Raw genomic sequence first — 24,092 nt, 5'->3', positions numbered from 1 at the left:
GCGCTGGCCTTAGCCCAAAATACGACGTGCAATCACTTGTGCTTGGATTTCCCCTGCACCCTCAAAGATGTTGAGAATGCGCGCATCACAGAGGATGCGGGAGATTTGATACTCAAGCGCAAAGCCGTTGCCACCGTGGATTTGCAAGGCATTGTCGGCAGCGGCCCAGGCGACACGCGCGCCCAAAAGTTTCGCCATGCCCGCCTCAACGTCACAGCGATGGCCGTGATCTTTTTCCCAAGCGGAGAAATAGGTGAGCTGGCGCGCCACCATGATCTCGACCGCCATCATCGCCAACTTGCCGGAGACGCGGGGGAATTCGATCAGAGACTTGCCAAATTGCTTGCGATCCTCGGCGTATTGCATCCCAACTTCGAGCGCGTTTTGCGCCACACCAATGGCGCGCGCAGCGGTTTGGATGCGGGCGGATTCAAAGGTTTCCATCAGCTGTTTAAAGCCTTTGCCCTCTTCGCCGCCCAAAAGGTTTTCGGCCTTCACTTTGAACCCGTCAAAGGCCAGCTCGTATTCCTTCATACCGCGATAGCCCAAGACCTCGATCTCGCCGCCGGTCATGCCGGGGGTCGGGAACGGGGCCTCATCCGTGCCGGGCGTTTTTTCCGCCAGGAACATCGACAGGCCTTTGTAATCCGTGGTGTTCGGATCGGTGCGCGCCAAGAGCGTCATCACATGGGTGCGCGCGGCGTGAGTGATCCAAGTTTTGTTGCCTGTGACTGTGTAGGTCTCGCCTTCTTTCACCGCGCGGGTGCGCAGGGAGCCGAGGTCCGATCCGGTGTTCGGTTCGGTGAACACGGCGGTGGGCAAGATTTCGGCGGAGGAGAGTTTTGGCAACCAATTTTGCTTTTGCTCTTCAGTGCCGCCGCTGAGGATCAATTCGGCCGCGATTTCAGAGCGTGTGCCCAAAGAGCCGACGCCAATATAGCCGCGCGACAGCTCCTCGGAGACCACCACCATCGCCGCTTTTGGGAAGCCAAAGCCGCCGTATTCTTCAGGGATGGTCAGGCCAAAGACGCCAAGTTCGGCCAGCTCTTCGATGATCTCGATCGGGATCAATTCGTCTTTGAGGTGCCATTCATGGGCGAAGGGCACGACACGTTCGTCGGCAAAGCGGCGGAACTGTTCGCGCACCATTTCCAACTCGTCATCAAGACCGGAGGCGCCAAAGGTCGCGTGGCCATGATTGTCGCGCATCAAAGCGACAAGGCGGGAGCGCGCAGCAACAGTGTTGCCCTCCAGCATGAGTTTGACGACATCTTTGTGGCTCGGTTGTGCAAGGCCAAGACCCAGATCGGCCAAACGGCAGACCTCGCCTTGGTTCATCGGAATGCCGCCGTAGATTTGGTTGAGGTATTCGCCAAAGGCGATCTGATGGATCAGCTGTTCCATCTCACCAAATTTACCGTCATCCGTCAGGGCCAAGGCCCATTTTTGCATCTGACGCAGCGCCTCGACGTAGGTCGCAAGCCAAGCAAGGCCATGGGCCGCCGTTTGGTTGGCCTCAAGTTTGGCACCGGAGATGCGATCTCCGTCCAAAAATTCGGTGCGCAAGGATGCGCGGGCACGATCCAAAAGGGCCTCAGCGGGGGCCACTGCAGCGCCGGTCAAAGCCAGAAGATCGGGCAATATGGGGTTCGACATGGTCATCTCCTGTTGATCAAGGGCCATGGGAATCTCTCCTTCTCAGGGTCATGGGACTGTCTAATCCCTTCGCAGTTGCAGCGCAATAATATTTTGCATTGGATGTGGTTTAGGATCAAAAGTGTCGCGGACAAGGTGAGTTTTCCGTGGCCCTGAGAAAGTTTTGGACTGGCTACATCGGGGCGGCGCGAATTATCTAGCCACACGGGGATCGCAGGCCCTATGCAAGGGCATGGATTTCAACGCACTCTTCTCCTTGCTCACCCTGCCGCAAATGGCGATTTCTCTCGGCATTGCCCTGCTCGCCGGTTTCGTCAAAGGCGCAACTGGCTTTGCCATGCCGATGATCATGATTTCGGGCCTTGGGTCGTTCCTATCGCCGGAATTGGCGCTGGCGGGGCTGATCCTGTCGACTGTGGTGTCGAACATCTGGCAATCGCTGCGCGGCGGCGTGGCCGAAGCGGTGCAGGCGGCGAAGGTCTATAAACTCTATATCGCGGCGCTTTTGGTGATGATCCTTCTGTCGGCGCAGCTTGTGGTGATCCTGCCGCAATCGGTGGTGTTTTTGACGCTTGGGATCATCGTGATCGTCTTGGCAAGCTACCTTTTGATTGGGCGGGCGCTGCATATCCCGGACCATCATCGCGCTTTTTACGACCTCGGCCTTGGTGCGCTTTCGGGTGTGATAGGCGGGGTTGCGGGGATTTGGGGGCCGCTGACGGTGGCTTATCTGACCGCCGTCGATACGCCGAAAAAGATGCAGATCAAAATCACCGGCGTGATTTTTGGTGCAGGGGCGTTGATGTTATTTGCGGCACATCTGCGTTCCGGTGTGCTGAACGCGCACACACTGCCACTGTCGTTTGCATTATTGTTCCCAGCGCTGTTGGGGATGGTGATTGGCCAACAGGTTCAGGATCGTTTGGATCAAAAGAAATTCAAACGCGCGACCTTGTTTGTGTTGCTTGTCGCCGGGGCCAACTTGGTGCGGCGCGGGTTGTTTTAAGCGTCTGTTTCAACGGGCAATCTGGGATTCAAATCGTAGTTTTTGTGCGGCGATTTCTGGCGACAGTGACATCAGATAGACGGCAATGGCGCGCCGCTCTGCCTCGCTCAAGTCAATCTCTGGCATCTGGTCCATCCCGCGCGTGGCGACCGTCACATCGCGCAAAGTCGATCCCTGAATGTCGGGTCCATTGCCCCCAAGCGCATGCAGGCCGTGACAGGCGGCGCAATGGTCGACAAATTGCGTCTGGCCCGGACCATCCGCCCAAAAGGGCAAAGGGGTCAAAGCGGGCATACATAGAGTAAAGAGGAGGAAAGGGCGCATATCGCCTTATCTCAGCTTTGCGTAAAGCCCGAATGACAGCGGCGCAAAGAAAACGCCCCAAACCATAAGGCTTGGGGCGAGCATTCACACAAAATCAGAAGAGGGGCTTAGCCGATGGCAGCCGCTTTCACATCTTCGTCAATGTAGGGCAGGTACTGTTCAAAGTTCGCGGAGAACATTTTGACCAGTTTCTCAGCCTGTGCATCAAAGGCGTCTTTGTCGGCCCAAGTGCGGCGTGGGTCCAAAAGAACGTCCGGCACGCCCGGAACCGAGACCGGAACTTCAAAGCCAAAGTTCTCGTCTTTGCGGAATTCGACCTCAGCCAATGTGCCTTCCAGCGCGGAGTGCAACAGGTTACGCGTGGCTTTGATCGGCATACGCGAGCCAGTGCCAAAGGCGCCGCCGGTCCAGCCGGTGTTGACCAGCCAACAGGTTGCGCCATGTTTCGCGATTTTTTCACGCAACAGGTTGCCGTAAGCTTCCGGGCGACGTGGCATGAACGGCGCGCCGAAACAGGTGGAGAAGGTCGGCAGCGGCTCGGTCACGCCCACTTCGGTGCCCGGTGTCTTTGAGGTGAAGCCGGAGAGGAAGTGATACATCGCCTGTGCCGGGGTGAGACGCGCGATCGGAGGCAAGATACCGTAGGCGTCACAGGTCAGCATGATGATGTTTTTCGGGTGACCGCCCAGCGAAGACGGCGACGCGTTGGAGATATATTCCAACGGGTAGGCGCAGCGCATGTTGTCGGTCAGGCTGTTGTCTTCGAAGTCGAGCTCTTTGGTGTGCTCGTCATAGATCATGTTTTCGATGACAGTGCCAAACATCGAGCAGGTCGCATAGATCTCGGGCTCGGCCTCGGCCGACAGGTTGATCGTTTTTGCGTAACACCCGCCTTCAAAGTTAAAGGTGCCGCGCTCGGACCAGCCATGTTCGTCATCGCCAATAAGGACGCGCGACGGATCAGCGGAGAGCGTGGTTTTCCCTGTGCCCGACAGGCCAAAGAAAATCGCGGTGTCGACCGGATTGTTCGGCGCGTGGTTGGCGGAGCAATGCATCGCCATCACGCCTTTGCCCGGCAAAATGTAGTTCAAAAGCGTGAACACGCCTTTTTTGTTCTCGCCCGCATATTCGGTGTTGCCGATCAGGATGATCTTTTTGTCAAAGTTCAAGGCAACAACGGTTTCCGAGCGACAGCCGTGACGCTCTGGGTCGGCTTTGAAGCTCGGGCAGTTGATGATGGTGAAATCTGCGGTGAAATCGTCGAGTTCTTTCAACTCAGGACGGCGCAACATGGTGCGGATAAACAAACCGTGCCACGCCAACTCGGTGACCATGCGCACGTCGAGACGGTGAGCCGCATCGGCGCCGCCATAAAGGTCTTCAACAAAATAATCTTTGCCTTTCATATGCTCAAGCATATCGGCGTAAAGAACATCAAATTTGGCCGGGTCCATCGGCTGGTTGTTTTCCCACCAGATCGTGTCTTCCACGGAGGGGGTCCGCACAACGAATTTATCTTTTGGGGACCGGCCAGTGTGTTTGCCTGTGGTCACAAGGAAGGTGCCGCCTTTGCCAAGCGTGCCTTCTTCGCGTTTCAGGGCTTCTTCGATGAGCGCAGGCTCAAGAAGGTTGTAATAGACATGGCCAAGCCCTGTGATGCCTTGGTCGTCAAGTGTGAAAGCCGGGTTCACGCGTCCGGTTGTCATAGTGCAAACTCCCTGCCGTGTCCTTGACGGCGTCTCTGAAACATAAATTCTCGCGAAAGGGCCATTCGCGGCCGGACAGTCCCTCTTGTCCGACGCCCGTGCTATAGCATGCTCGTCGCGTGCGTAAACAGGACCCAGATCAAGAGTTAGCGCAACCATGTTGGAGTTAGCGTAAACAAGCCGAAACGCAGAATGTGAAACGGTCAGACTTGAGGCGTTGTCGCAAGAAGGTGAGACAAATTAGCCATTCCTTGAATCTTTTCGTTTTGGATTGTCAAAGCTCGTGCATGTGATTCGCGGTTTCGCTTGATTTGACGTGATGAAAAGCGGATTATGCTAAAAAAAATGAACCAGTTGAGCAGTTGAAGGAAACGGAACATGTCCCGCATCGCATTGGTTGACGACGACCGGAATATCCTCACCTCCGTCTCCATGACCCTTGAGGCAGAAGGGTTTGAGGTGGAAACATATAACGACGGACAGTCGGCCTTGGATGCGTTTAACAAACGTCTTCCTGATATGGCAGTTTTTGACATCAAGATGCCGCGCATGGACGGGATGGACCTGTTGCAGCGTGTGCGGCAGAAAACCAATATGCCGGTGATTTTCCTCACGTCGAAAGATGATGAGATTGACGAGGTGCTCGGCCTGCGCATGGGCGCGGACGATTACGTCAAGAAACCGTTTTCTCAGCGCCTTTTGGTCGAACGCATCCGCGCGCTTTTGCGCCGTCAGGAAGTGATCGAAGGCGGTGAAGTCGGTGAGACCGAAGAGACCAAGGTGATTGTGCGCGGTGAATTGGAAATGGACCCGCTGCGCCATTCCGTGTCTTGGAAGGGCCGCGATGTCACCCTGACGGTGACCGAATTCCTTCTGTTGCAAGCGCTGGCCCAGCGTCCCGGTTTTGTGAAATCCCGCGATCAATTGATGGATGTGGCCTATGACGATCAGGTTTACGTCGATGACCGTACCATCGACAGCCACATCAAGCGCCTGCGTAAGAAAATGCGCACCGTAGACAATGAATTCTCCGCCATCGAAACGCTTTATGGCATCGGTTACAGGTATAACGAGGAATAATGGCCCTTTCTTCGCGCATGGACAGCTCGGGAAAGCGCCCGTCTGATGACGCAGACGTCGTTCTCGGGGATGACTGGATTGCGCCACGCACTTCGGATGCGGATTTGCGGGCCAAACGGGAACGCCGTCGCTTTATCGCGATCAACCGCTCTCCGTTGGCGCAAAAGATCATAACCTTCAATCTCGTGGCCATCATTTTGATGGTGGCGGGCATTCTCTACCTTAATCCGTTCCGCGACAGTCTTGTGACCCAACGCGAAATGGCCATGGTGACAGAGGCCGCCCTGATCGCTGACATGTTGGAAGTGACCGCTGGTGTGGACGGTGTGTTGGATGCGACAGAAGGGTCCGCTGATGCGCAATCCGTGCTGGATGTGCTGGAAATCCCGTTGCGTGAAAATGTCTTTATCTATGACGCTGAAGGCGCTCTGATCGCCTCCACCGAAGGCATGCCGCGTGTGCGTCCTGCCAATGTCGCCGGGTTGCGCCGGGATGGGCGTTCGACGATGATTTCGGACTTTTTGACCGGGGTGTGGTCGACGATTACTCTCACGAAGTCCAAAGAGACCGGAGATCCAAAGGATGCGGCCTCGCATGTCTCGCCGCTTGTGCCAGGCGCTTTGAAAAATGAGATCCATGTCAAAACGGGTAACGATGCAAATGGGTCGGCCATTTTTGTTGTCGCAGCCCCGATCACAGTCGATTTTGACGGCGAGGCGCGCACGCTTGGCGTGATTGGGCTTGCGTCAGGGGAGGGCGAAATTGACGAACTTGTCCGGGTCGAGCGCGAACAGATTTTGCAAGTCTTTGTCATTGCCATCCTTGTTTCGATCGGCCTGAGCCTTGTTTTGGCCTCGACCATTGCCAACCCCTTGGCCGATTTGGCCGCTGCGGCCGAAATTGGACGTGACAAAAACAGTCGTAAAGTGGCGCCGGGTCGGGTCCGCATTCCCGATCTTTCCGGTCGTCCTGATGAGATCGGTCGCCTGTCTTCCGCCCTGCGGGGAATGGTGTCGGCGCTCTATGACCGGATTGATGCCAACGAACAATTCGCGGCTGACGTGGCGCATGAGATTAAGAACCCGCTGGCCAGTCTGCGCTCTGCCGTGGGCTCTTTGCGGATGATCAAAAAGGAAGAGCACCGGATCAAATTGCTCGATGTGATCGAACATGACGTGCGCCGTCTCGATCGCCTTGTGTCCGATATTTCCAACGCCTCACGTCTCGATAGCGAATTGGTCAAAGAGGAAGAAGAAGAATTCAACCTCATTAAAATGCTCACCAATTTGATCGAGTACCTGTCGCAAGAGGCACAGGAAAAAGGCATCGAATTTATTGCCGATATGCCGGACAAACCGATTGTAATCTCCGGCCTTGAGGCGCGCTTGGCGCAGGTGTTTGTCAATCTGATCACCAATGCCGTTTCCTTCTGTGAAGACGGCGATGCGATCCGGGTTTGGGTGCGCAAACGTGACAGCCGCGTGTTGATTGTCGTCGAAGACACGGGCCCGGGCATTCCCGACCAAGCCCTGTCCAAAGTGTTCAAACGCTTTTACTCCGAACGTCCCGAGGGTCAGTTCGGTAATAACTCGGGCCTTGGTCTTGCCATCTCGAAACAGATCGTTGAGGCCCATGGCGGCGTGATCTGGGCTGAGAACATTCGCCCAACCGATGCCGACATCACCTCCGATCCGTTGGGGGCCCGCTTTGTTGTGGGCTTGCCCGTGTGAGTGGACACGACACAGACAAAGATCAAAGGCCGGCGCAGAACAGCGCCGGCCTTTTTTACGCGGCCTCGGATGGCTCCCCCCTGAACCTACACGCCAGTTGCGTGGCTTTTGGTGACAGAGGCCTGTTGATCCTCGGCCCTTCCGGCAGTGGCAAATCCACATTGGCCCTAGAGCTCATGGCTTATGGTGCCACTCTTGTGTCTGACGATCGCACAATCTTGAGTAAATCGGACAAAGAGGGCTTGATTGCGACCGCCCCCGCACCGATCAGCGGCATGATCGAAGCACGCGGGATGGGTTTGCTTGCGGCAGGAACGATACCTGCGGCCCGGATCTGCGGCCTTGTCGATCTGTCACAGGTCGAAAGGGAGCGCTTGCCCCCACCGCGAGAACGGGTCTTAATCGGGGTCCCGATTCCCCTGTTTTTCAAAGTCGAAGGCCGTCATTTTGCCCCGGCTTTGCTCCAATGGCTCAAAGGAGGCCGACGCGCGTGATGAGCAGCCAAGACAGCCCTTTGCCGCAGTCGAAGTCCCAACGCCGCGTGGTCTTGATCACGGGACCGTCGGGTGCTGGTCGCTCGACCGCGATCAACGCGCTTGAGGACTTGGGGTATGAGGTCATTGATAACCTGCCGATGTCGATCCTGCCTCGGCTCTTGCAGGCGCATGGGCTGACGCGGCCTTTGGCGCTTGGCTTGGATGTGCGCAATCGCGACTTTTCGGTGAATGCGCTCATCGAGGTGATCGACGAATTGACCCGCAATCCGGATCATGACGCGGAGGTGCTCTATCTCGACAGTTCGCCTGAGGTGCTGATCCGGCGCTATTCCGAGACCCGCCGTCGGCACCCGCTCGCCCCCGCAGAAACCGTGCAGGATGGCGTGGCCCGCGAAATTGACCTTTTGGCACCGATCCGTGCGCGGGCGGACATTCTGATTGATACGTCCGGGATGACGCCGCATCAGCTTCGAGACGAGATTGAGCGCTGGTTCGCCGAAGGGACACAGGCCGATATGGCCCTGACGATACAGAGCTTTTCCTACAAACGCGGGATGCCACGCGGCGTCGATATGGTGTTTGATGTACGCTTTCTGGCCAACCCCTATTGGGAGCCTGCGCTGAGGGCGCTAAATGGGACGGACCCAAAGGTCCAAGAGTATGTTCAACGAGATCCGCGTTTTGCGGCATTTTTCGGAAAAGTGTTGGAACTGACCTTGCTGTTGCTGCCGGCCTATCGCGAAGAGGGCAAAAAACACCTCTCGATCGCGTTTGGCTGTACCGGGGGACAGCACAGATCGGTGACGCTTGCTGAAATTCTGTCCAAAGCCCTTGCGGAACATGATTGGCAGGTGTCAATTAGGCATCGGGAATTGGAACGCCGCCAAAGCGGCCTGTGATCGGGGAAGCTCGCGTGATCGGAATCGTTATTGTCGCGCATGGAGGATTGGCCAAGGAGTACCTTGCTGCCGTCGAACATGTGGTGGGCAAACAAACGGGCGTTGAGGCAATTTCTATTGAGCCGGATCATGACCGATCGGCCAAGCAAAAGGAAATTTGCGGTGCGGCCGATGATGTCGACACCGGAGATGGTGTGGTGGTTGTGACCGATATGTTTGGCGGTAGCCCGTCCAATCTGTCGTTGATGGCCTGCCATCATGACAATCGTAAGATCATTTACGGCGCGAACCTGCCCATGCTGATCAAGCTGGCAAAATCGCGTCACAAAACGGTCAGCGAAGCGGTTAAAAATGCCTTAGAGGCGGGCCGAAAGTATATCGACAGTTTCGATGTTCTTGGCTGACAACAATAAGAAAAACGACAGGAAACGGCATGGCATCGACGACGAGAACGCATGAGATCATCAACGTGAAGGGTCTTCATGCGCGTGCTTCGGCGAAATTTGTCGAGACGGTAGAAGAGTTTGATGCCAGCGCAGAAGTGTCCAAGGACGGGATGAGCACTTCGGGCGATAGCATCATGGGGCTTTTGATGTTGGCAGCCTCCAAAGGAACCACTATTGACGTGTCAACGAGCGGGCCGGACGCAGATGCCTTGGCGGATGCGTTGGAGGCCCTGATCAAGGACCGATTTGGCGAGGATATGTAAGTGGCTCACCCGCAAGACCAGGCGACCGAGACCCAAGTGACCGAGCCCCATGTGCCAAAGCCCGGCGACGCGGATTTCATCAAATATGACGGTCGACGTCTGTCTTATGCCGGGACTTATTCGGACCCCTCAAAGGTGGTGGTTATCCGTACGATTGAATGGATCACTGGCAAGCTGCCGTTGTTGCGTCGCATACGTCGGTTTGAACGTATGGGCACGCCCATGGGCCAACCGTTTTTCAGTCAAGCTCTTGAGGTGATGGGGATTAAAGTCACCACGCCTGAGGATCAAATCGCCAAAATTCCGGCCACTGGTCCGCTTGTTGTTGTGGCAAATCACCCGCATGGCTTGGTTGATGGTTTGGTGATGGCGGAGCTGATCGGCAAGGTGCGCACGGATTATAAAATCCTCACGCGCTCGCTTTTGACCGGCATCCGCGAGATTGATCCGTTTATGTTGCCGGTGCCGTTCCCGCATGAAGAGGACAGCCATCGCAAATCTATCCTCATGCGCAATGAGGCGATGGAAACGTTGAAAGCGGGTGGTGTGATCATCCTCTTTCCGGCGGGTGCTGTGGCGTCGTCCGAAACATGGTTTGGCCCGGTGAAGGAAAAAGAGTGGAACCCGTTCACCGCCAAGATGGTGTTGAAATCGGGGGCAACGGTGTTGCCGATCTATTTTCCGGGGCGAAACACGCGGTTATATCAAATTGCCGATAAAATTTCTGCGACCATCCGGCAGGGGCTTTTGCTCCATGAAATCGTGCATGCACTGAACAAACCGCAGTCGCCGATTATTGGCGATCCGTTGACCCCGGATGATCTCGGCGAGTGGCAGAAAAAGACCCGTGAATTCATGGCATGGATGCGCACGCATACCTTGGCGCTTGGCGGTCGCACGGACTGAGTCATGTCTGGGGCAGGTGTGAAAAAGGGGCCTCTGCGGCCCCTTTTCTATGTCGTGATGTGATTATTATCGGGTCGGAACCGGCGTCTCGCCACGATAATCATAGAACCCGCGCTGGGTTTTGCGGCCAAGCCATCCGGCTTCGACATATTTCGTCAAAAGCGGGCAGGGCCGGTATTTCGTATCGGCCAAGCCATCATGCAGCACGTTCATGATCGCGAGGCAGGTGTCGAGACCGATAAAGTCAGCCAATTCCAATGGCCCCATCGGGTGGTTCGCGCCAAGTTTCATAGATTCATCAATGGATTTGACCGACCCAACGCCCTCATACAGGGTGTAAACCGCCTCGTTGATCATCGGCATCAGAATGCGATTTACGATAAAGGCGGGGAAATCTTCGGCACTTGCGGCGGTTTTTCCAAGCGATTCGACCACTTTCAACAGCGCATGATAGGTGGGTTCATCCGTCGCGATGCCGCGGATCAGCTCCACAAGTTTCATCACAGGCACGGGATTCATAAAGTGAAACCCCATGAATTTTTCCGGTCGATCGGTGCGCGAGGCAAGCCGCGTGATCGAGATCGAGGAGGTGTTCGAGGTCAGGATGGTCTCAGGTTTGAGATGGGGTAGAAGCCGTTCGAAAATCGCGTTCTTTACATCCTCGCGCTCGGTCGCCGCCTCGATGACCAAATCAGTGGCCCCTAGCTCTTCGAGTTTAAGCGTTGTCGACACGCGCGATAGCGCCGCATCCATTTCGGATTGCTCGATTTTTCCACGCGACACTTGCCGCTCTAGGTTGCGCGAAATGGTGACAATCGCCTGATCCAACGCGTCCTGTGAAATGTCGTTGAGCAACACGTTATAGCCCGCAAGTGAAAACACATGCGCGATGCCGTTGCCCATTTGTCCCGCACCGACGATGCCTACGTTTTGGATGTCCATTTTCTTACCTTTAGGATGTGTCGCCAGTTTGTGTGCCAAAGTTTACGCATGTGCAGCGAGCTGGTTCAAGGGGCAAGGTGGCGCCGCCTTCCCATAAAATTTGCGTTGAATTGGCGGTTTAGCGATTTCGCAACTTGTATCTGCGACTCTGCTCTGTGGGTGAAATAACGAACCAGTGGGTGGACTACATGGCTTACCAAAATAGGGGCGAAGGCTCCCTCAATTACTATCCGTGCCGCTATGGCAAATCGAAACTTTTGTTCCGCGGCCCGTCCAAAGATCTGGATGAGGCTTATGTTGCCTTTCTCGGCGGAACCGAAACCTATGGCAAATATGTTGAGTTTCCGTTCCCGGACCTTGTTGAATCCGGGCTTGGGGTGGAAACTCTCAATCTTGGCTGCGTGAATGCTGGCGTGGATGTGTTTCTGAATGATGAGACGGTTCTGGACCTGTGCAAACATGCGAAAACCACGGTGGTTCAAATCGCGGGGGCCCAGAATATGTCGAACCGATTTTACGCGGTTCATGCGCGGCGCAACGATCGCTTTTTGCGCGCCTCGACCCTATTGAAAACGATCTACCGCGAAATTGATTTTACCGATTTCAACTTTACCCGCCATTTGCTTCAGACTCTTGAAGCGGTGTCTGAGCAGAAATTTGAAATGGTGCGGCAGGAATTGCGCGATGCGTGGGTGGCCCGGATGCGGACCATGGCGCAGAAACTTCAGGGCGATTTGGTGCTTTTGTGGCTGTCGGATCATTCTCCTGATGATGAGGCGGCCTGTGCCAAAATCAATGGCGATCCGCTTTTCGTCAATCGCGATATGCTTGAGGACATTCGCCCTCTGGTGAAAGATATCGTGGAGGTGGTGGCGACCCATGACGAGGTCGAGCAGGGTTTTGAGCTGATGGTCCATTCTGACCTCGACGCCCCTGCTGCCCGTGAAATGCTGGGTCCCATCGTTCATTCAAAAGCCGCCACTGCTGTTCAGGAAGCGATTGCGCGCTATCTTTGAAGCATCGCAAAAGTGCTCACTGTAAATAAAAAAGGCCCACCGGTTGGTGGGCCTTTTGTCCTTGAGAGCGTGAACTCAGAGCTTCCCGGTCAATTCGGGCAGGGCTTGGAACAAATCTGCGACGAGGCCGAAGTCGGCGACCTGGAAGATGGGGGCCTCTTCGTCCTTGTTGATGGCGACGATGACTTTGGAGTCTTTCATGCCGGCGAGGTGCTGGATCGCGCCGGAGATGCCGACGGCGATGTAGAGCTCGGGGGCGACGACTTTTCCGGTTTGGCCGACTTGCCAATCGTTCGGGGCAAAGCCCGAGTCGACCGCCGCGCGCGAGGCCCCGACGGCGGCGCCGAGTTTGTCCGCGAGCGCCGAAATGATGGCAAAATCTTCTTCGGAGCCGACGCCACGCCCGCCGGAAACGACGATTTTGGCGGAGGTCAATTCCGGGCGATCATTGACCGCGACCTTGTCCTCGACAAACTGTGACAGGCCCGCATCCTCCGCGCCAGAGATGTCCGACACCGCTGCTGCACCCGACAGGCCCGCCGCCTCAAACGTCGAGGTGCGGAAGGTGATTACCTTTTTTTCATCTTTCGAACGTACCGTTTGAATTGCGTTCCCGGCATAGATCGGGCGCGTGAACGTATCGGCATCCACAACGGAGGTGACATCGGTCAAAATCATCACATCCAAAAGCGCTGCAACCCGCGGCAAGACGTTTTTGCCCGTGGTCGTGGCGGGCGCGGTGATATGCGTGTAATCCCCCGCCAAAGACACGATCAAAGCGGCCAGATTTTCGGCCAGGCCATTGGTATAAGCCGCGTCATCGGCGCGCAAAACCTTGGTCACGCCGTCAATTTTCGCGGCCTCATCGGCAGCCGTCGCAGGGCCACAGACCAAAACCGTCACATCGCCAAGTTGGGCGGAGGCGCTCACCGCTTTGGCGGTGGCATCCATCGCAACTGCGCCAGAGGCGACTTCAGCAAGACACAAAACAGCCATCAGACAAGCCCTCCTTCTTTGAGTTTCGCGACCAGTTCATCGACCGATCCGACCTTGATGCCAGCGTCGCGGCCTTTCGGCTCGTCGGTCGACACAACGGTCAAACGCGGCGCGGTGTCGACGCCGTAATCTGCGGATGTCTTTTCATCCAAAGGCTTTTTCTTCGCCTTCATGATGTTCGGAAGCGAGGCATAGCGCGGCTCATTGAGGCGCAAATCGGTGGTCACAATCGCCGGAAGCGCGACCGAAATGGTCTGCAACCCGCCGTCGACTTCGCGGGTCACAACCGCTTTGCCCGCTTCGATTTTGACCTCAGAGGCAAAGGTCGCCTGGCCCCATCCCAAAAGGGCGGCCAGCATCTGACCGGTTGCATTCATGTCATTGTCGATCGCCTGTTTGCCGAGAATGACCAGCTCAGGCGCCTCGTCTGCCACGATCTTGGCCAAAATTTTGGCCACGGCCAGCGGCTCAATCTCGACGCCCTGATCCTCAACCACAAGAAGGCCGCGATCCGCCCCCATGGCCAGCGCGTTGCGGATCGTATCGGTGGATTTCTTCTCGCCGATCGACACAATGACGATCTCGCTGGCCACGCCGGCCTCTTTCAGACGAATGGCCTCTTCAACCGCGATCTCATCGAACGGGTTCATCGACATCTTCACATTCGCAAGATCAACACCCGTGCCATCGGCCTTTACTTTGACCTTCACGTTGTAGTCGATCACGCGCTTGACTGGTACGAGTACCTTCATTGGCGGGGTCTCCCTTATGATTTCAGCCGCCCGAAACAGGGGCAATCAGTTCTTCGGCAATTTTATTAGCCCTTTGCGGACGCAGAAAATAGCCCCTAATCGCGCAACTTTCGTTCAAAGACGTGGCGTTTTGCGGAACAAATGCCGCTGCGTCACGGCGAATGGCCTGGGTCAGCGGTTCGCGCCCGGCACCCACAAGACGTCATTTGCGCCGTTGTCATTGGCGACACGCGAGGCGACAAAGAACCAATCAGAGAGGCGGTTGAGGTATTTGATGCCGACCTCGTTGATGGTTTCCACTTGGCTCAGTTCGACAGAGAGACGCTCGGCGCGGCGTGCGACGGTCCGACAGAGATGCAAATGCGCCGCCAGGGCCGATCCGCCAGGCAGGACAAAGGAGCGCAAGGGGGCGAGGTCTGCGTTCATCGCGTCAATTTCCGATTCGAGCCGGTCGACCTGAGAGGCGATCAGGCGCAGCGGGGGATACTCGGCCTCTGCGTCCTGTTCCATTCCGGGGCGGCACAGGTCTGCGCCGAGATCAAACAGGTCATTTTGAATGCGCGACAGGGCCACATCCATTTCGCCCGCCGCATGCAGACGCGCCAGCCCCACGGTGGAATTTAATTCGTCCACTGTACCGTAAGCTTCGACACGGGGGCTGTATTTGGTCACCCGCGTGCCATCGCCCAGAGCGGTTTCGCCTTTGTCGCCGGTACGTGTGTAGATTTTGTTTAAAACAACCATGTCAGTTCCCCGTTTTGCGCAGAGCTACATAGATCACGACGAGGATGACGGCACCCAATTGCGCGAGAATGCGGTATTGCATCAATTTGTTGGACTTTTTCGCTCCCTCCGCACCACCGCGTCCAAATTGGCCGATGCCAAGCGCAAGGATGACGAGAACGAGGAGGCAAGCGCCGCCAATGATGTAGAGAAACGGGTCGGAATTCATGTGCATGTCCTTCGTGTTTGTACCGCAGATAGCGCATTTTGGCCCAAGGCCCAACACGCGAATGGTCGCGCTTAGAGCTTGCTTAGATCTTGGCCATCATCCGGTCGATGAGGCGCTGTGGCAGGAAGCGCCGTGACAGGGCGGCAATATAGGTGGGCGTTGTGACATAGTAATGCGCGCGCGGGTTGGGGGCTTCAAGCGCGCGTAAAACTTTGGCGCTGACCGCCTCAGGCCCCAATTCAAACGGGTCCGGCGTGTTGGCCTCGGCGGCTTTGTAGAGGCGCGGGACGAGGGAGCTTTGATATTGATCGGCGCGTGGCGAGGCCTGCCAATCAATCCATTTGTCGAATTGTTTGCGCGCATTGAGGCGAAAGGCGGTGCCAATCGGGCCGGGTTCTATGGTGATGATTTTGATCCCGGTGCCGCGCATTTCCAACCGCAGCGTGTCGGTCAGGCCCTCAAGGGCGAATTTTGTGGAATTGTAGCTGCCGCGCCAAGGCATCGCCATGAGGCCAAGCACGGAGGAGCATTGTATGATCCGACCGTGCCCTTTGCCATCCGTGCCCTGCGCCCGCATCACCGGAATGACCCGACGCGTCAGATCGTGCCAACCGAAAAAATTGGCTTCGAAATTTTGGCGCAGTGCGGCAACGGGCAGGTCTTCGACAGCGGCGGGGATGGCATAAGCGCCGTTGTTGAACAATGCGTCCAATGTGCCGCCAGTGCGGGCGAGGGTTTCGTTGAACCCGGCTTCTATCGAGGCGGGGTCTTCGTAGTCGAGGCGGAAACTTTCCAATCCCTCAGATGTCAGGCGCGCCACGTCGTCCTGCGCTCGGCAGGTCGCAAACACCCGCCAGCCTTTGGATTTTAGAAAATGAGCGGCGTGATGGCCGATGCCGGTGGAGCAGCCGGTGATAAGGATCGTGCGCATGAAAAAGCCTTTTGCGTGGATGCAAAAGGCTTAGAGCGCAAAGGCAAAAGGGGAAAGTCGCTTTTGCAAACAGGTTCGGGTTATTGCGTCAAGTCGCGTAGGAAATTGGCCGACATATAGCCCGATACGCCATCGCCCTCGACGGAAATTTCGACCCAACCGTTCTCAACCGGAGAGAGCACCTGAACGATCTCGGCAAAATGCACCTGTCCCAGAACCTCGTTGTTGGTGGAGGGGCCGGAGCGGACGTTGACGCGTGTGGCGGTCACTTCACGTAGGTCCAATTCGGGCGCATCCATGGGGGCGGGCTGCAACAAACCGGCCAGTTTTTCGGGGTTGCTCACGCGGGTTGTGGCGGTGGCAACGGTATGCGCCGGTGTGTCGCTAAAGCTTGCAAGCTGCACCATCGCGTCTTGGGTCGCATCGTCTTTTGTCTCGGGCGCAAGGCGGGCGGGCAACAAGGCCTTTTGTGCGTTCAGTTCAGCCAGAGTTGGGACATAGGCACCCTGACGTTTGCGATCAGCGCCAAAAGCCTCATTCCAAGTCTCGGATAGGCTGGTAAGGACAGAGACCTTTTCGGCGCGCCTCAGCTCAAGTTGTGCCAGTTCTTCGGCGGACAAATCCCGCCCAAACACCATAAGGGCCGCCCAAAGCCCAACGAAAGTTATCGCCAACAGACGCAGCATATCGTTTCCCCCAAAACACTTGTTACCCGTCCCATACTACGCGATTCGCAGGCGTGATACGGGGAAAACTGCGCCATTGGTCCGCCTAAGATGTGCGACGTTGCCCGCGGGGCACGCGAGACGCGCTTGCCGGGGGGCGAGGTGGGCGCTATTCATCGACACATGAGCAGTGATTTGACCCAAGACCCGCCCGCAGGTGGCACGCCCCCGACTGATTTTTCAGAATCGCTTCGCCAAGCCATTGGCGATCGCTACCTGACCTATGCGCTTTCGACCATCATGCATCGGGCGCTGCCCGACGCGCGCGATGGGTTGAAGCCGGTGCATCGGCGCATTCTCTACGCGATGCGCGAATTGCGCCTCTCATCCGGCGGCGGTTTCCGTAAATCGGCGAAAATCTCTGGTGACGTGATGGGGAACTATCACCCGCATGGCGATATGGCGATTTATGACGCCATGGCGCGTTTGGCGCAGGATTTTAACGTCCGCTATCCGCTGGTCGATGGTCAGGGGAACTTTGGCAATATCGACGGCGATAACCCGGCGGCCTCGCGGTATACTGAGGCGCGGATGACCATCGCGGCAGAGGCTTTGTTGGAAGGTCTGGCCGAGGATGCGGTTGATTTTCGCGACAACTATGATGGCACGCTGCGCGAACCCGAAGTGTTGCCCGCCGCCTTTCCAAACCTTTTGGCCAATGGCTCAAGCGGTATTGCGGTGGGTATGGCGACGAATATTCCGCCGCATAATATTTCCGAGCTGATTGATGCTTCGCTGCACATGATCAAAACGCCGGATGTGCGCGACGAGACGCTTTTGAACTATGTCAAAGGCCCGGATTTCCCCACCGGCGGCGTCATTGTCGAGCCGCGCGAAAGCATGATGAAAACCTACGCCACCGGGCGCGGGTCGTTTCGGGTGCGGGCGAAATGGGAGGTTGAGGATCTGGGGCGCGGGCAATGGCAGATTGTCATCACCGAAATCCCTTATCAGGTTCAAAAATCCAAGCTGATCGAAAAACTCGCCGAGCTGATCCAGACCAAAAAAGTGCCGATTCTGGGCGATGTGCGCGACGAGAGTGCCGAGGACATCCGGGTGATTTTGGAGCCGAAATCCAAAAACGTCCTGCCTGAGGTGTTGATGAACACGCTGTTCCGCAATTCCGATCTGGAGACGCGGTTTTCGCTCAACATGAATGTGCTGATCGACGGGCGCACGCCGAAAGTCTGTTCGCTCAAAGAAGTGCTGCGCGCTTGGCTTGATCACCGTCGCGTGGTGTTGCAACGCCGCTCCCAGCACCGTTTGGAAAAGATCGACCATCGTCTTGAGGTGCTCGAAGGCTTTATCATCGCTTTCCTCAATCTCGACCGGGTGATTGACATCATCCGCTATGATGATGACCCAAAAGCGGCGTTGATGGCGGAGAACTGGGGCGTAGATCACGCCCGCGCCATGTCGGAAAAAGACTACGTCTCGCCGTTGCCCGCCAAAGAGGGCGCGGGGGAGTTGACCGAGGTGCAGGCCGAGGCGATCCTCAACATGCGCCTGCGGTCGTTGCGGCGTCTCGAAGAGATCGAGCTGATCAAGGAACGCGATGCGTTGCGGGCGGAAAAGGCCGGGCTTCATGCGCTGTTGGACAGCGAGGTCATGCAGTGGGACCGCATTTCAGAGGAATTGAAAGAGACCAAAAAGAAATTCGGTAAAGACTATGCCCGTGGCATGCGCCTGTCGCAATTTGCCGAGGCCGCCGAGGTCGAGGATGTGCCGCTTGAGGCGATGATCGAACGTGAGCCGATCACGGTGGTCTGTTCGCAAATGGGCTGGATTCGCGCCATGTCGGGTCACATTGACCTGACGCGCGAGTTGAAATTCAAAGACGGCGATGGGCCGCGCTTCTGTTTCCATGCGGAAACCACGGATCGGCTTTTGATGATGGGCTCCAACGGGCGATTCTATACGCTCTCGGGTGCCGGTCTTCCGGGCGGGCGTGGCATGGGTGAACCTGTGCGCCTGATGGTGGATCTGCCGAATGAGGTGGAGATCGTCGATATTTTCGTCCACGATCCTGAGGGCAAATTGATTGTCGCCTCCAATGCCGGCAATGGCTTTGTCATCCCCGAAAAAGAGGTGGTGGCCCAGACCCGCTCTGGCAAACAGGTGCTCAACGTCAAAGATGGCGAACTGGCCGCCGTGGTGCGTCGGGTGCAGGGCGATCACGTCGCCGTCATGTCGCAAAACCGTCGGTTCATTGTGTTCCCGATTGCCGAAGTGCCGGAACTGAACCGTGGCAAGGGTGTGCGGTTGCAGAAATACAACCAAGCCCGCGGCGCGCAGGGGCTTTTGGAACTTGATGGCGGCCTGTCCGATTTGACCACGTTTAAGTGGGAGGAGGGGCTGAGTTGGACCATGGGCGGGGGCAACACGCGCACCGAGAAAGACCTGTCGCAATGGCTGAGCAAACGTGCGGGCATTGGCAAACAGCCGCCGCATGGTTTTCCACGCGATAATAAGTTTGGTTAAGCTCCGAAACGGGGCGTAACGAGAGGGCCGGGGTATGGCGCAGCTTTTGAAAACCGATGTCGAGGGCCGCGTTGTTCCGCTCTTGTCGCTCTCGATCTGGACGGCCGCTCTGTCGGTGGTGACGCTGGGGTTTTATCGGTTCTGGATGAAAACCCGGCTGCGGCGGCATTTTTGGTCGGCCATTCGCCCGGATCGCACGCCGTTGGAATATGTCGGCAAGGGCATTGAGAAATTTACCGGATTTCTCATCGCTTTGGTGATCTTGGCCCTGTTGATCGGGGTTGTGGCGCTGATCTTGGTCTATGCCTCTTTCGCGTTGTTCCAAGAGGAATATGAGGCCTATGTCATTGCCGCTGTCCTTGCCATTCCGCTGATGTATTTCGCCTCATATCGTGCCAAACGCTATGTTTATGCGCGCACACGGTGGCGCGGCATTCGCTTTGCGCTTGAACCGGCGGCAGGGAGATACACCCTTTATGCCATGGGTCAGTTGTTTTTGACGCTGATCACTATGGGCTTTCTGTGGCCGCGCATGACTTTCAAGCTTGAAAAATTCCGCACGGATCGGACGTTTTTTGGCACTCAGAGGCTGAACCAAGGCGGGCGTTGGACCGGGTTGATCAAACCGTTTTTGCCGGTTTTGATCTCTTTTTGGTTCATTCTTGGGGCCATCGTCGGAGCGGCCTGGTTTGCCGCAGGCGAGGAATCCGCACTATCTGTTTGGGTTGGGCTGGTGCCGCTTCTATCCATTGTCGCGATTTTTGGCGGTCTATTTTTCTACACCCGCTACCGTGTCGTTGCCCTGCGCTACATGGCCAATCACAAAACCGCAGGCGGGGTGGGTCTGATTTCCACCGCGTCTTTTCCACGCATTCTTTGGCTGAATTTTGCGGGCTATATCCTGACCAACCTGTTCACCACTTTGGCCTCTTTGGCCGTGGCGGGTGTTGCCTCTGGCGTTTTGGTTCTGGTGTTTCCCGGCCTGCGCGACTTTGGCCTGTTTGCCACCGGCGCGGTCTCGGATGGCTCGGGGTTGGGGGGGGATGGGATGCCCTCAGCCGAAGTGGGCGTGTTCTTTGCGATCTTTATCTACATGTCGACATTGTTGTTTTTCTCGGTGTTTCGCCAAACCTTTGTGCTGTTCCCGGTGTGGCGGCATTATGCCGAAACGCTGACCCTGACCGGGGGCGAACATCTTTGCGAGATCGCGCAACGTGCCCGTGATGAGGCCGGAGAAGCCGAAGGCATGGCCGAAGCGTTTGATTTGGGAGCCGCGATATGACCGGGGCCGTGCGCAGCCCCTGGGGGCCAATACCCGAAGGGGTGCTTTGCGATTTCGTTGATGGCGAAAGCGCGCATCGTCATGAGGTCTATGTGCAAGTCCGTTCCAATGAGGCGGGGGTGTCTTTGTCCTACACCGATGACACGGGGCAAGTGCAGACATGGACCTGGCCACTGTCGCATCTGCGCTATGTTGAAGGGCAGACCAAGCTACGTTGGGGCCCGGCGCGTTTGGGTGTGTTCACCAATGTGATGACGCCCACGGCGCGACTGTATGTGCGCGACACTGTTTTGTTGCACGAGATTGAAGCGCGCGCGCCGTCGCTGCGGCGTCGAGCACCTGCCACCGGGCGTGGGCGTTTGATGGGGTTGATTGCGGGGGCCATTGCCTCTGTGGCGCTGATCGTGTTTTTCCTGATCCCGTTGATTGCCGATCAATTGGCCACGCTTTTGCCCATCGAAGGTGAACGGGCGCTGGGCGAGAAGGCCTATCAACAGGTGCGCGAGGCGTTTTCGGGAGGGTTTGTGCCGCTGGGGGAATGCGAGAACGAACAGGGACTCGCGGCGTTAGAGCAGATGGAAACCAAATTGCTCGCGGCCTCCACACTTGCTTCGGATGCGGTGCAGTTGACCGTATTGGATTTCGATATGGTCAATGCCTTTGCTTTGCCCGGAGGGCGCATCGTGGTCATGCGCGGGTTGATAGATGCGGCGGAATCACCCGATGAGGTCGCGGCCGTCATTGCGCATGAAATGGGCCATGTCGATCACCGTGATCCCACCCGTCATGCTTTGCGCTCGGTCGGCACCTTTGGCGTGCTCTCTTTGGTGTTTGGGGATTTCGCCGGTGGCACGATGGTGTTGATGGGGGCCAATCAATTGGTCAATGCACAGTACAGCCAAGCGGCGGAAAGTGCCGCTGATAGTTATGCGCATGAGATGCTGCCGCGTGCGGGCATTTCGCCCGGCGCGCTTGCGCCATTGTTTGAACGGCTCAAAGCCGAATATGGCGATAGCGAAGGTCTTGCCTCGCATCTTGCCAGTCATCCGCAGCTTGGCGATCGTGTGACGCGGGCGCAGGCGGCGGCCGAATCTTATGTCGATGACGGTGTGCCGTTTATGTCGAACATGGCGTGGCAGCGGTTGCGCCAAATTTGCGATTAAGGACCAAACATTGCGTGAGGCGGCGTTTGCCTTTAGTCGTGATCTAGACCCAATTTGGAGGATACCCTGTGATCTCACTTGCTCGTCGCGCTGTTGTCGGACTGTCTCTTTTGACGCTGGTCGCCTGTAGTGACGCCAAAATGGTGACCGAAGACACGCCGCTGGTGAATCTCGGGGATTTTGCCTTTGGCCACAACGTCGTGGTGGCGACAGATATGCAAAAGGCGCCGTTCTCACGCAATGCGACGGAGGATGAGGTCGAGACCGCGTTGAAAGCGGCGATGCAGGCGCGGTTTGGTCGCTATGACGGCGACAAGCTCTATCACATCGGCATCAAAGTGGACGCCTATGGCCTTGCTGCACCGGGGATTCCGGTGCTGTTTACGCCCAAATCCGTGCTCGTGCTGTCGGTCAACATTTGGGATGACGCGCAGGACAAAAAACTCACCGATAAGCCCAAACTTTTGACGGTGTTTGAAAGCCTGTCGGGCGAGACACTTATTGGCTCAGGCCTGACGCGCACGAAAGAGGAACAGCTCGATATCCTGACCCGGAATGCAGCCTTAAAGGTTGAGCGGTGGTTGTTGGAAAATGGGGAGTGGTTTGGCATTGATCCTGTCGCTCCCGAAACCTCGGACGCTGACGAGGCCAAGGCTGCCCTTGCGGTCCTTGCGCCAGATGCGGTTCCTGAGCCACCAAATGCCACAAAGAGCAACTGACGCTTGATTTTCCTCTCCAGAGCCAATAACTAGCCCGCGATGTTAATTCGGGTCTTGACCGACCCAGTCAAACCAAGAGGCGCCTCGATATGGCTAAGGAAAAGTTTGAGCGTTCCAAACCGCACTGCAACATCGGCACGATTGGCCACGTTGACCACGGTAAAACGACGCTGACGGCAGCGATCACCAAATATTTTGGTGACTTCAAAGCCTACGATCAGATTGATGGTGCACCGGAAGAAAAAGCGCGTGGGATCACGATTTCCACGGCACACGTTGAGTATGAGACGGAAAACCGTCACTACGCGCACGTGGATTGCCCCGGTCACGCCGACTATGTGAAAAACATGATCACGGGTGCGGCTCAGATGGATGGCGCGATCTTGGTTGTGAACGCTGCTGATGGCCCGATGCCGCAGACCCGCGAGCACATCCTTTTGGGTCGCCAGGTTGGTATCCCGGCCATGGTCGTGTTCATGAACAAAGTGGACCAGGTTGACGACGAAGAGCTTTTGGAACTCGTCGAAATGGAAATCCGCGAGCTTTTGTCGGCTTACGATTACCCGGGCGACGATATTCCGATCATCGCGGGGTCTGCTTTGGCCGCTCTCGAAGGTCGCGATGCGAACATCGGCGAAGACAAAATCCGCGAGCTTCTGGCCGCAGTTGATGCCTACATTCCGCAGCCGCCGCGCGCAGTGGACGAGCCTTTCCTGATGCCGATCGAGGACGTGTTCTCGATTTCTGGCCGCGGGACTGTTGTGACCGGTCGTATCGAACGCGGCGTGATCAACGTTGGCGACAGCATTGAAATCGTTGGGATCCGTGACACGAAAACCACGACCTGTACCGGCGTTGAAATGTTCCGCAAACTGCTCGATCGCGGGGAAGCTGGCGACAACATCGGCGCGCTTTTGCGTGGTGTGGATCGTGAAGGCGTTGAGCGTGGTCAGGTTCTGTGTAAGCCGGGTTCTGTGAAACCGCACACGAAGTTTGAATCTGAGGTCTATATTTTGACCAAAGAAGAAGGTGGCCGTCACACGCCGTTCTTCGCAAACTACCGTCCGCAGTTTTACTTCCGTACGACGGACGTGACCGGGACTGTTGTTTTGCCGGAAGGCACCGAAATGGTGATGCCGGGCGACAACTTGAAGTTCAACGTTGAACTGATCGCGCCGATCGCCATGGAAGAAGGCCTGCGCTTCGCTATCCGTGAGGGTGGCCGCACGGTTGGCTCCGGCGTTGTGTCGAAGATCGTTGAGTAAGCAATGATCCCGAGACGCACGAATATGGTGTGTCGAAGATCGTTGAGTAAGCAATGATCCCGAGACGCACACGAATATGGTGTGTCGAAGATCGTTGAGTAAGATCGCATAAGTCACGCAAGTGATTGATCGCATAGAAAGGCCTCGCAAAAGCGGGGCCTTTTTGTTTGGGAATAAACAACATCCGCCGCAGATAAAAAGGTGGTCCCGATTGCAGTGGCGCATGAGATTCGACGGTCGGCTTCAGGGGCGTTCTGAAAGATCGCCAGAAGCCAGCCCGTGCCTCTTCTGTTGAGGCGTATGAGCGCCTGTTTTACGCGCGTCTCTCGGCCTTTTTGACGGAGGCAGTCAAAGA

Annotated in this window: 24 protein-coding genes; 14 read left to right on the top strand and 10 right to left on the bottom strand. The window is 56.6% G+C overall.

Annotation, left to right across the window (positions count from 1 at the left end; translation table 11 throughout):
- Positions 1 to 9 precede the first annotated feature (9 nt).
- Positions 10 to 1,683, bottom strand: coding sequence for an acyl-CoA dehydrogenase family protein (locus DA792_RS15130; RefSeq protein WP_107720731.1), 1,674 nt, complete (start codon positions 1,681 to 1,683; stop codon positions 10 to 12).
- 205 nt (positions 1,684 to 1,888) lie between these two features.
- Between DA792_RS15130 and DA792_RS15125 the strand changes: the two genes are divergently transcribed.
- On the top strand, positions 1,889 to 2,662 hold the full coding sequence (locus DA792_RS15125) for a sulfite exporter TauE/SafE family protein (protein ID WP_107720729.1): 774 nt from the start codon (positions 1,889 to 1,891) through the stop codon (positions 2,660 to 2,662).
- Between the two features lie 9 nt (positions 2,663 to 2,671).
- On the opposite strand, the gene DA792_RS15120 is transcribed toward DA792_RS15125, so the two are convergent.
- Together DA792_RS15120 and DA792_RS15115 are read right to left on the bottom strand one after the other, a co-directional pair.
- Positions 2,672 to 2,986 (bottom strand): c-type cytochrome, encoded by a 315-nt coding sequence (locus tag DA792_RS15120; protein ID WP_107720727.1) that lies wholly within the window; start codon positions 2,984 to 2,986, stop codon positions 2,672 to 2,674.
- A 107-nt stretch (positions 2,987 to 3,093) separates the two neighbouring features.
- Entirely contained in the window at positions 3,094 to 4,692 is a 1,599-nt protein-coding gene (locus DA792_RS15115) for a phosphoenolpyruvate carboxykinase (protein ID WP_107720725.1), read from the bottom strand.
- 378 nt (positions 4,693 to 5,070) lie between these two features.
- Here DA792_RS15115 and DA792_RS15110 point away from each other — a divergent pair, with 378 nt between their 5' ends.
- The 7 genes from DA792_RS15110 (at position 5,071) to DA792_RS15080 (ending at position 10,513) form a co-directional block, all read left to right on the top strand.
- Positions 5,071 to 5,772 carry a response regulator transcription factor gene (locus DA792_RS15110; protein WP_107720723.1) on the top strand — a complete coding sequence of 234 codons (702 nt, stop codon included), beginning with the start codon at positions 5,071 to 5,073 and terminating at the stop codon, positions 5,770 to 5,772.
- The gene (locus tag DA792_RS15105; RefSeq protein ID WP_107720721.1) at positions 5,772 to 7,502 is read left to right on the top strand and encodes a sensor histidine kinase; all 1,731 of its coding nucleotides are present in this window, start codon (positions 5,772 to 5,774) and stop codon (positions 7,500 to 7,502) included. The genes DA792_RS15110 and DA792_RS15105 overlap by 1 nt, the downstream gene beginning before the upstream one ends.
- A gap of 80 nt (positions 7,503 to 7,582) precedes the next feature.
- Positions 7,583 to 7,996, top strand: a complete 414-nt coding sequence (locus DA792_RS15100) for an HPr kinase/phosphorylase (protein WP_368074515.1) — start codon at positions 7,583 to 7,585, stop codon at positions 7,994 to 7,996.
- Between the two features lie 20 nt (positions 7,997 to 8,016).
- A complete protein-coding gene (rapZ, locus tag DA792_RS15095) occupies positions 8,017 to 8,898 on the top strand; it encodes an RNase adapter RapZ (RefSeq protein WP_439099397.1) in 882 nt (293 codons plus the stop codon).
- A gap of 14 nt (positions 8,899 to 8,912) precedes the next feature.
- Positions 8,913 to 9,302, top strand: coding sequence for a PTS sugar transporter subunit IIA (locus DA792_RS15090; RefSeq protein WP_009569902.1), 390 nt, complete (start codon positions 8,913 to 8,915; stop codon positions 9,300 to 9,302).
- 29 nt (positions 9,303 to 9,331) lie between these two features.
- On the top strand, positions 9,332 to 9,607 hold the full coding sequence (locus DA792_RS15085; RefSeq protein WP_107720715.1) for an HPr family phosphocarrier protein: 276 nt from the start codon (positions 9,332 to 9,334) through the stop codon (positions 9,605 to 9,607).
- Positions 9,608 to 10,513, top strand: a complete 906-nt coding sequence (locus DA792_RS15080; protein ID WP_254679265.1) for a lysophospholipid acyltransferase family protein — start codon at positions 9,608 to 9,610, stop codon at positions 10,511 to 10,513. It begins immediately after the preceding gene.
- 66 nt (positions 10,514 to 10,579) lie between these two features.
- Here DA792_RS15080 and DA792_RS15075 read toward each other — a convergent pair whose 3' ends face one another.
- Complete coding sequence (locus tag DA792_RS15075; RefSeq protein ID WP_107720713.1) at positions 10,580 to 11,455, bottom strand: 3-hydroxybutyryl-CoA dehydrogenase; 876 nt, start codon at positions 11,453 to 11,455, stop codon at positions 10,580 to 10,582.
- 188 nt (positions 11,456 to 11,643) lie between these two features.
- Here DA792_RS15075 and DA792_RS15070 point away from each other — a divergent pair, with 188 nt between their 5' ends.
- On the top strand, positions 11,644 to 12,471 hold the full coding sequence (locus DA792_RS15070) for a DUF6473 family protein (protein ID WP_107720711.1): 828 nt from the start codon (positions 11,644 to 11,646) through the stop codon (positions 12,469 to 12,471).
- Positions 12,472 to 12,546: 75 nt separating this feature from the next.
- On the opposite strand, the gene DA792_RS15065 is transcribed toward DA792_RS15070, so the two are convergent.
- The 6 genes from DA792_RS15065 to DA792_RS15040 form a co-directional block, all read right to left on the bottom strand.
- Entirely contained in the window at positions 12,547 to 13,467 is a 921-nt protein-coding gene (locus DA792_RS15065) for an electron transfer flavoprotein subunit alpha/FixB family protein (RefSeq protein ID WP_107720709.1), read from the bottom strand.
- Complete coding sequence (locus tag DA792_RS15060; protein WP_107720707.1) at positions 13,467 to 14,219, bottom strand: electron transfer flavoprotein subunit beta/FixA family protein; 753 nt, start codon at positions 14,217 to 14,219, stop codon at positions 13,467 to 13,469. Before DA792_RS15060 ends, DA792_RS15065 begins: the two co-directional genes overlap by 1 nt.
- Positions 14,220 to 14,390: 171 nt before the next feature.
- Positions 14,391 to 14,963, bottom strand: a complete 573-nt coding sequence (locus DA792_RS15055) for a cob(I)yrinic acid a,c-diamide adenosyltransferase (protein ID WP_107720705.1) — start codon at positions 14,961 to 14,963, stop codon at positions 14,391 to 14,393.
- A 1-nt stretch (position 14,964) separates the two neighbouring features.
- Entirely contained in the window at positions 14,965 to 15,171 is a 207-nt protein-coding gene (locus DA792_RS15050; RefSeq protein ID WP_107720703.1) for a twin transmembrane helix small protein, read from the bottom strand.
- 82 nt (positions 15,172 to 15,253) lie between these two features.
- Positions 15,254 to 16,102 carry an SDR family NAD(P)-dependent oxidoreductase gene (locus DA792_RS15045; RefSeq protein WP_107720702.1) on the bottom strand — a complete coding sequence of 283 codons (849 nt, stop codon included), beginning with the start codon at positions 16,100 to 16,102 and terminating at the stop codon, positions 15,254 to 15,256.
- A gap of 80 nt (positions 16,103 to 16,182) precedes the next feature.
- On the bottom strand, positions 16,183 to 16,788 hold the full coding sequence (locus DA792_RS15040; RefSeq protein WP_107720700.1) for an SH3 domain-containing protein: 606 nt from the start codon (positions 16,786 to 16,788) through the stop codon (positions 16,183 to 16,185).
- Positions 16,789 to 16,950: 162 nt separating this feature from the next.
- Here DA792_RS15040 and DA792_RS15035 point away from each other — a divergent pair, with 162 nt between their 5' ends.
- From DA792_RS15035 to tuf, 5 genes are all read left to right on the top strand, one after another.
- Positions 16,951 to 19,308: a DNA topoisomerase IV subunit A gene (locus DA792_RS15035; protein WP_107722724.1), complete on the top strand. Its 2,358-nt coding sequence runs from the start codon at positions 16,951 to 16,953 to the stop codon at positions 19,306 to 19,308.
- A gap of 34 nt (positions 19,309 to 19,342) precedes the next feature.
- Positions 19,343 to 20,590, top strand: a complete 1,248-nt coding sequence (locus DA792_RS15030; protein ID WP_107720698.1) for a DUF898 family protein — start codon at positions 19,343 to 19,345, stop codon at positions 20,588 to 20,590.
- Positions 20,587 to 21,753, top strand: coding sequence for a M48 family metallopeptidase (locus DA792_RS15025; protein WP_107720696.1), 1,167 nt, complete (start codon positions 20,587 to 20,589; stop codon positions 21,751 to 21,753). The genes DA792_RS15030 and DA792_RS15025 overlap by 4 nt, the downstream gene beginning before the upstream one ends.
- 68 nt (positions 21,754 to 21,821) lie before the next feature.
- Positions 21,822 to 22,472, top strand: a complete 651-nt coding sequence (locus DA792_RS15020; protein WP_107720694.1) for a hypothetical protein — start codon at positions 21,822 to 21,824, stop codon at positions 22,470 to 22,472.
- 89 nt (positions 22,473 to 22,561) lie between these two features.
- Positions 22,562 to 23,737: an elongation factor Tu gene (gene tuf / locus DA792_RS15015; RefSeq protein ID WP_107720676.1), complete on the top strand. Its 1,176-nt coding sequence runs from the start codon at positions 22,562 to 22,564 to the stop codon at positions 23,735 to 23,737.
- Positions 23,738 to 24,092 lie beyond the last annotated feature (355 nt).

Origin of the sequence: Celeribacter baekdonensis (genome assembly GCF_003047105.1) — a bacterium.
Taxonomy (GTDB): domain Bacteria; phylum Pseudomonadota; class Alphaproteobacteria; order Rhodobacterales; family Rhodobacteraceae; genus Celeribacter; species Celeribacter baekdonensis_B.
This window is presented reverse-complemented; position numbering and strand designations above follow the sequence as displayed.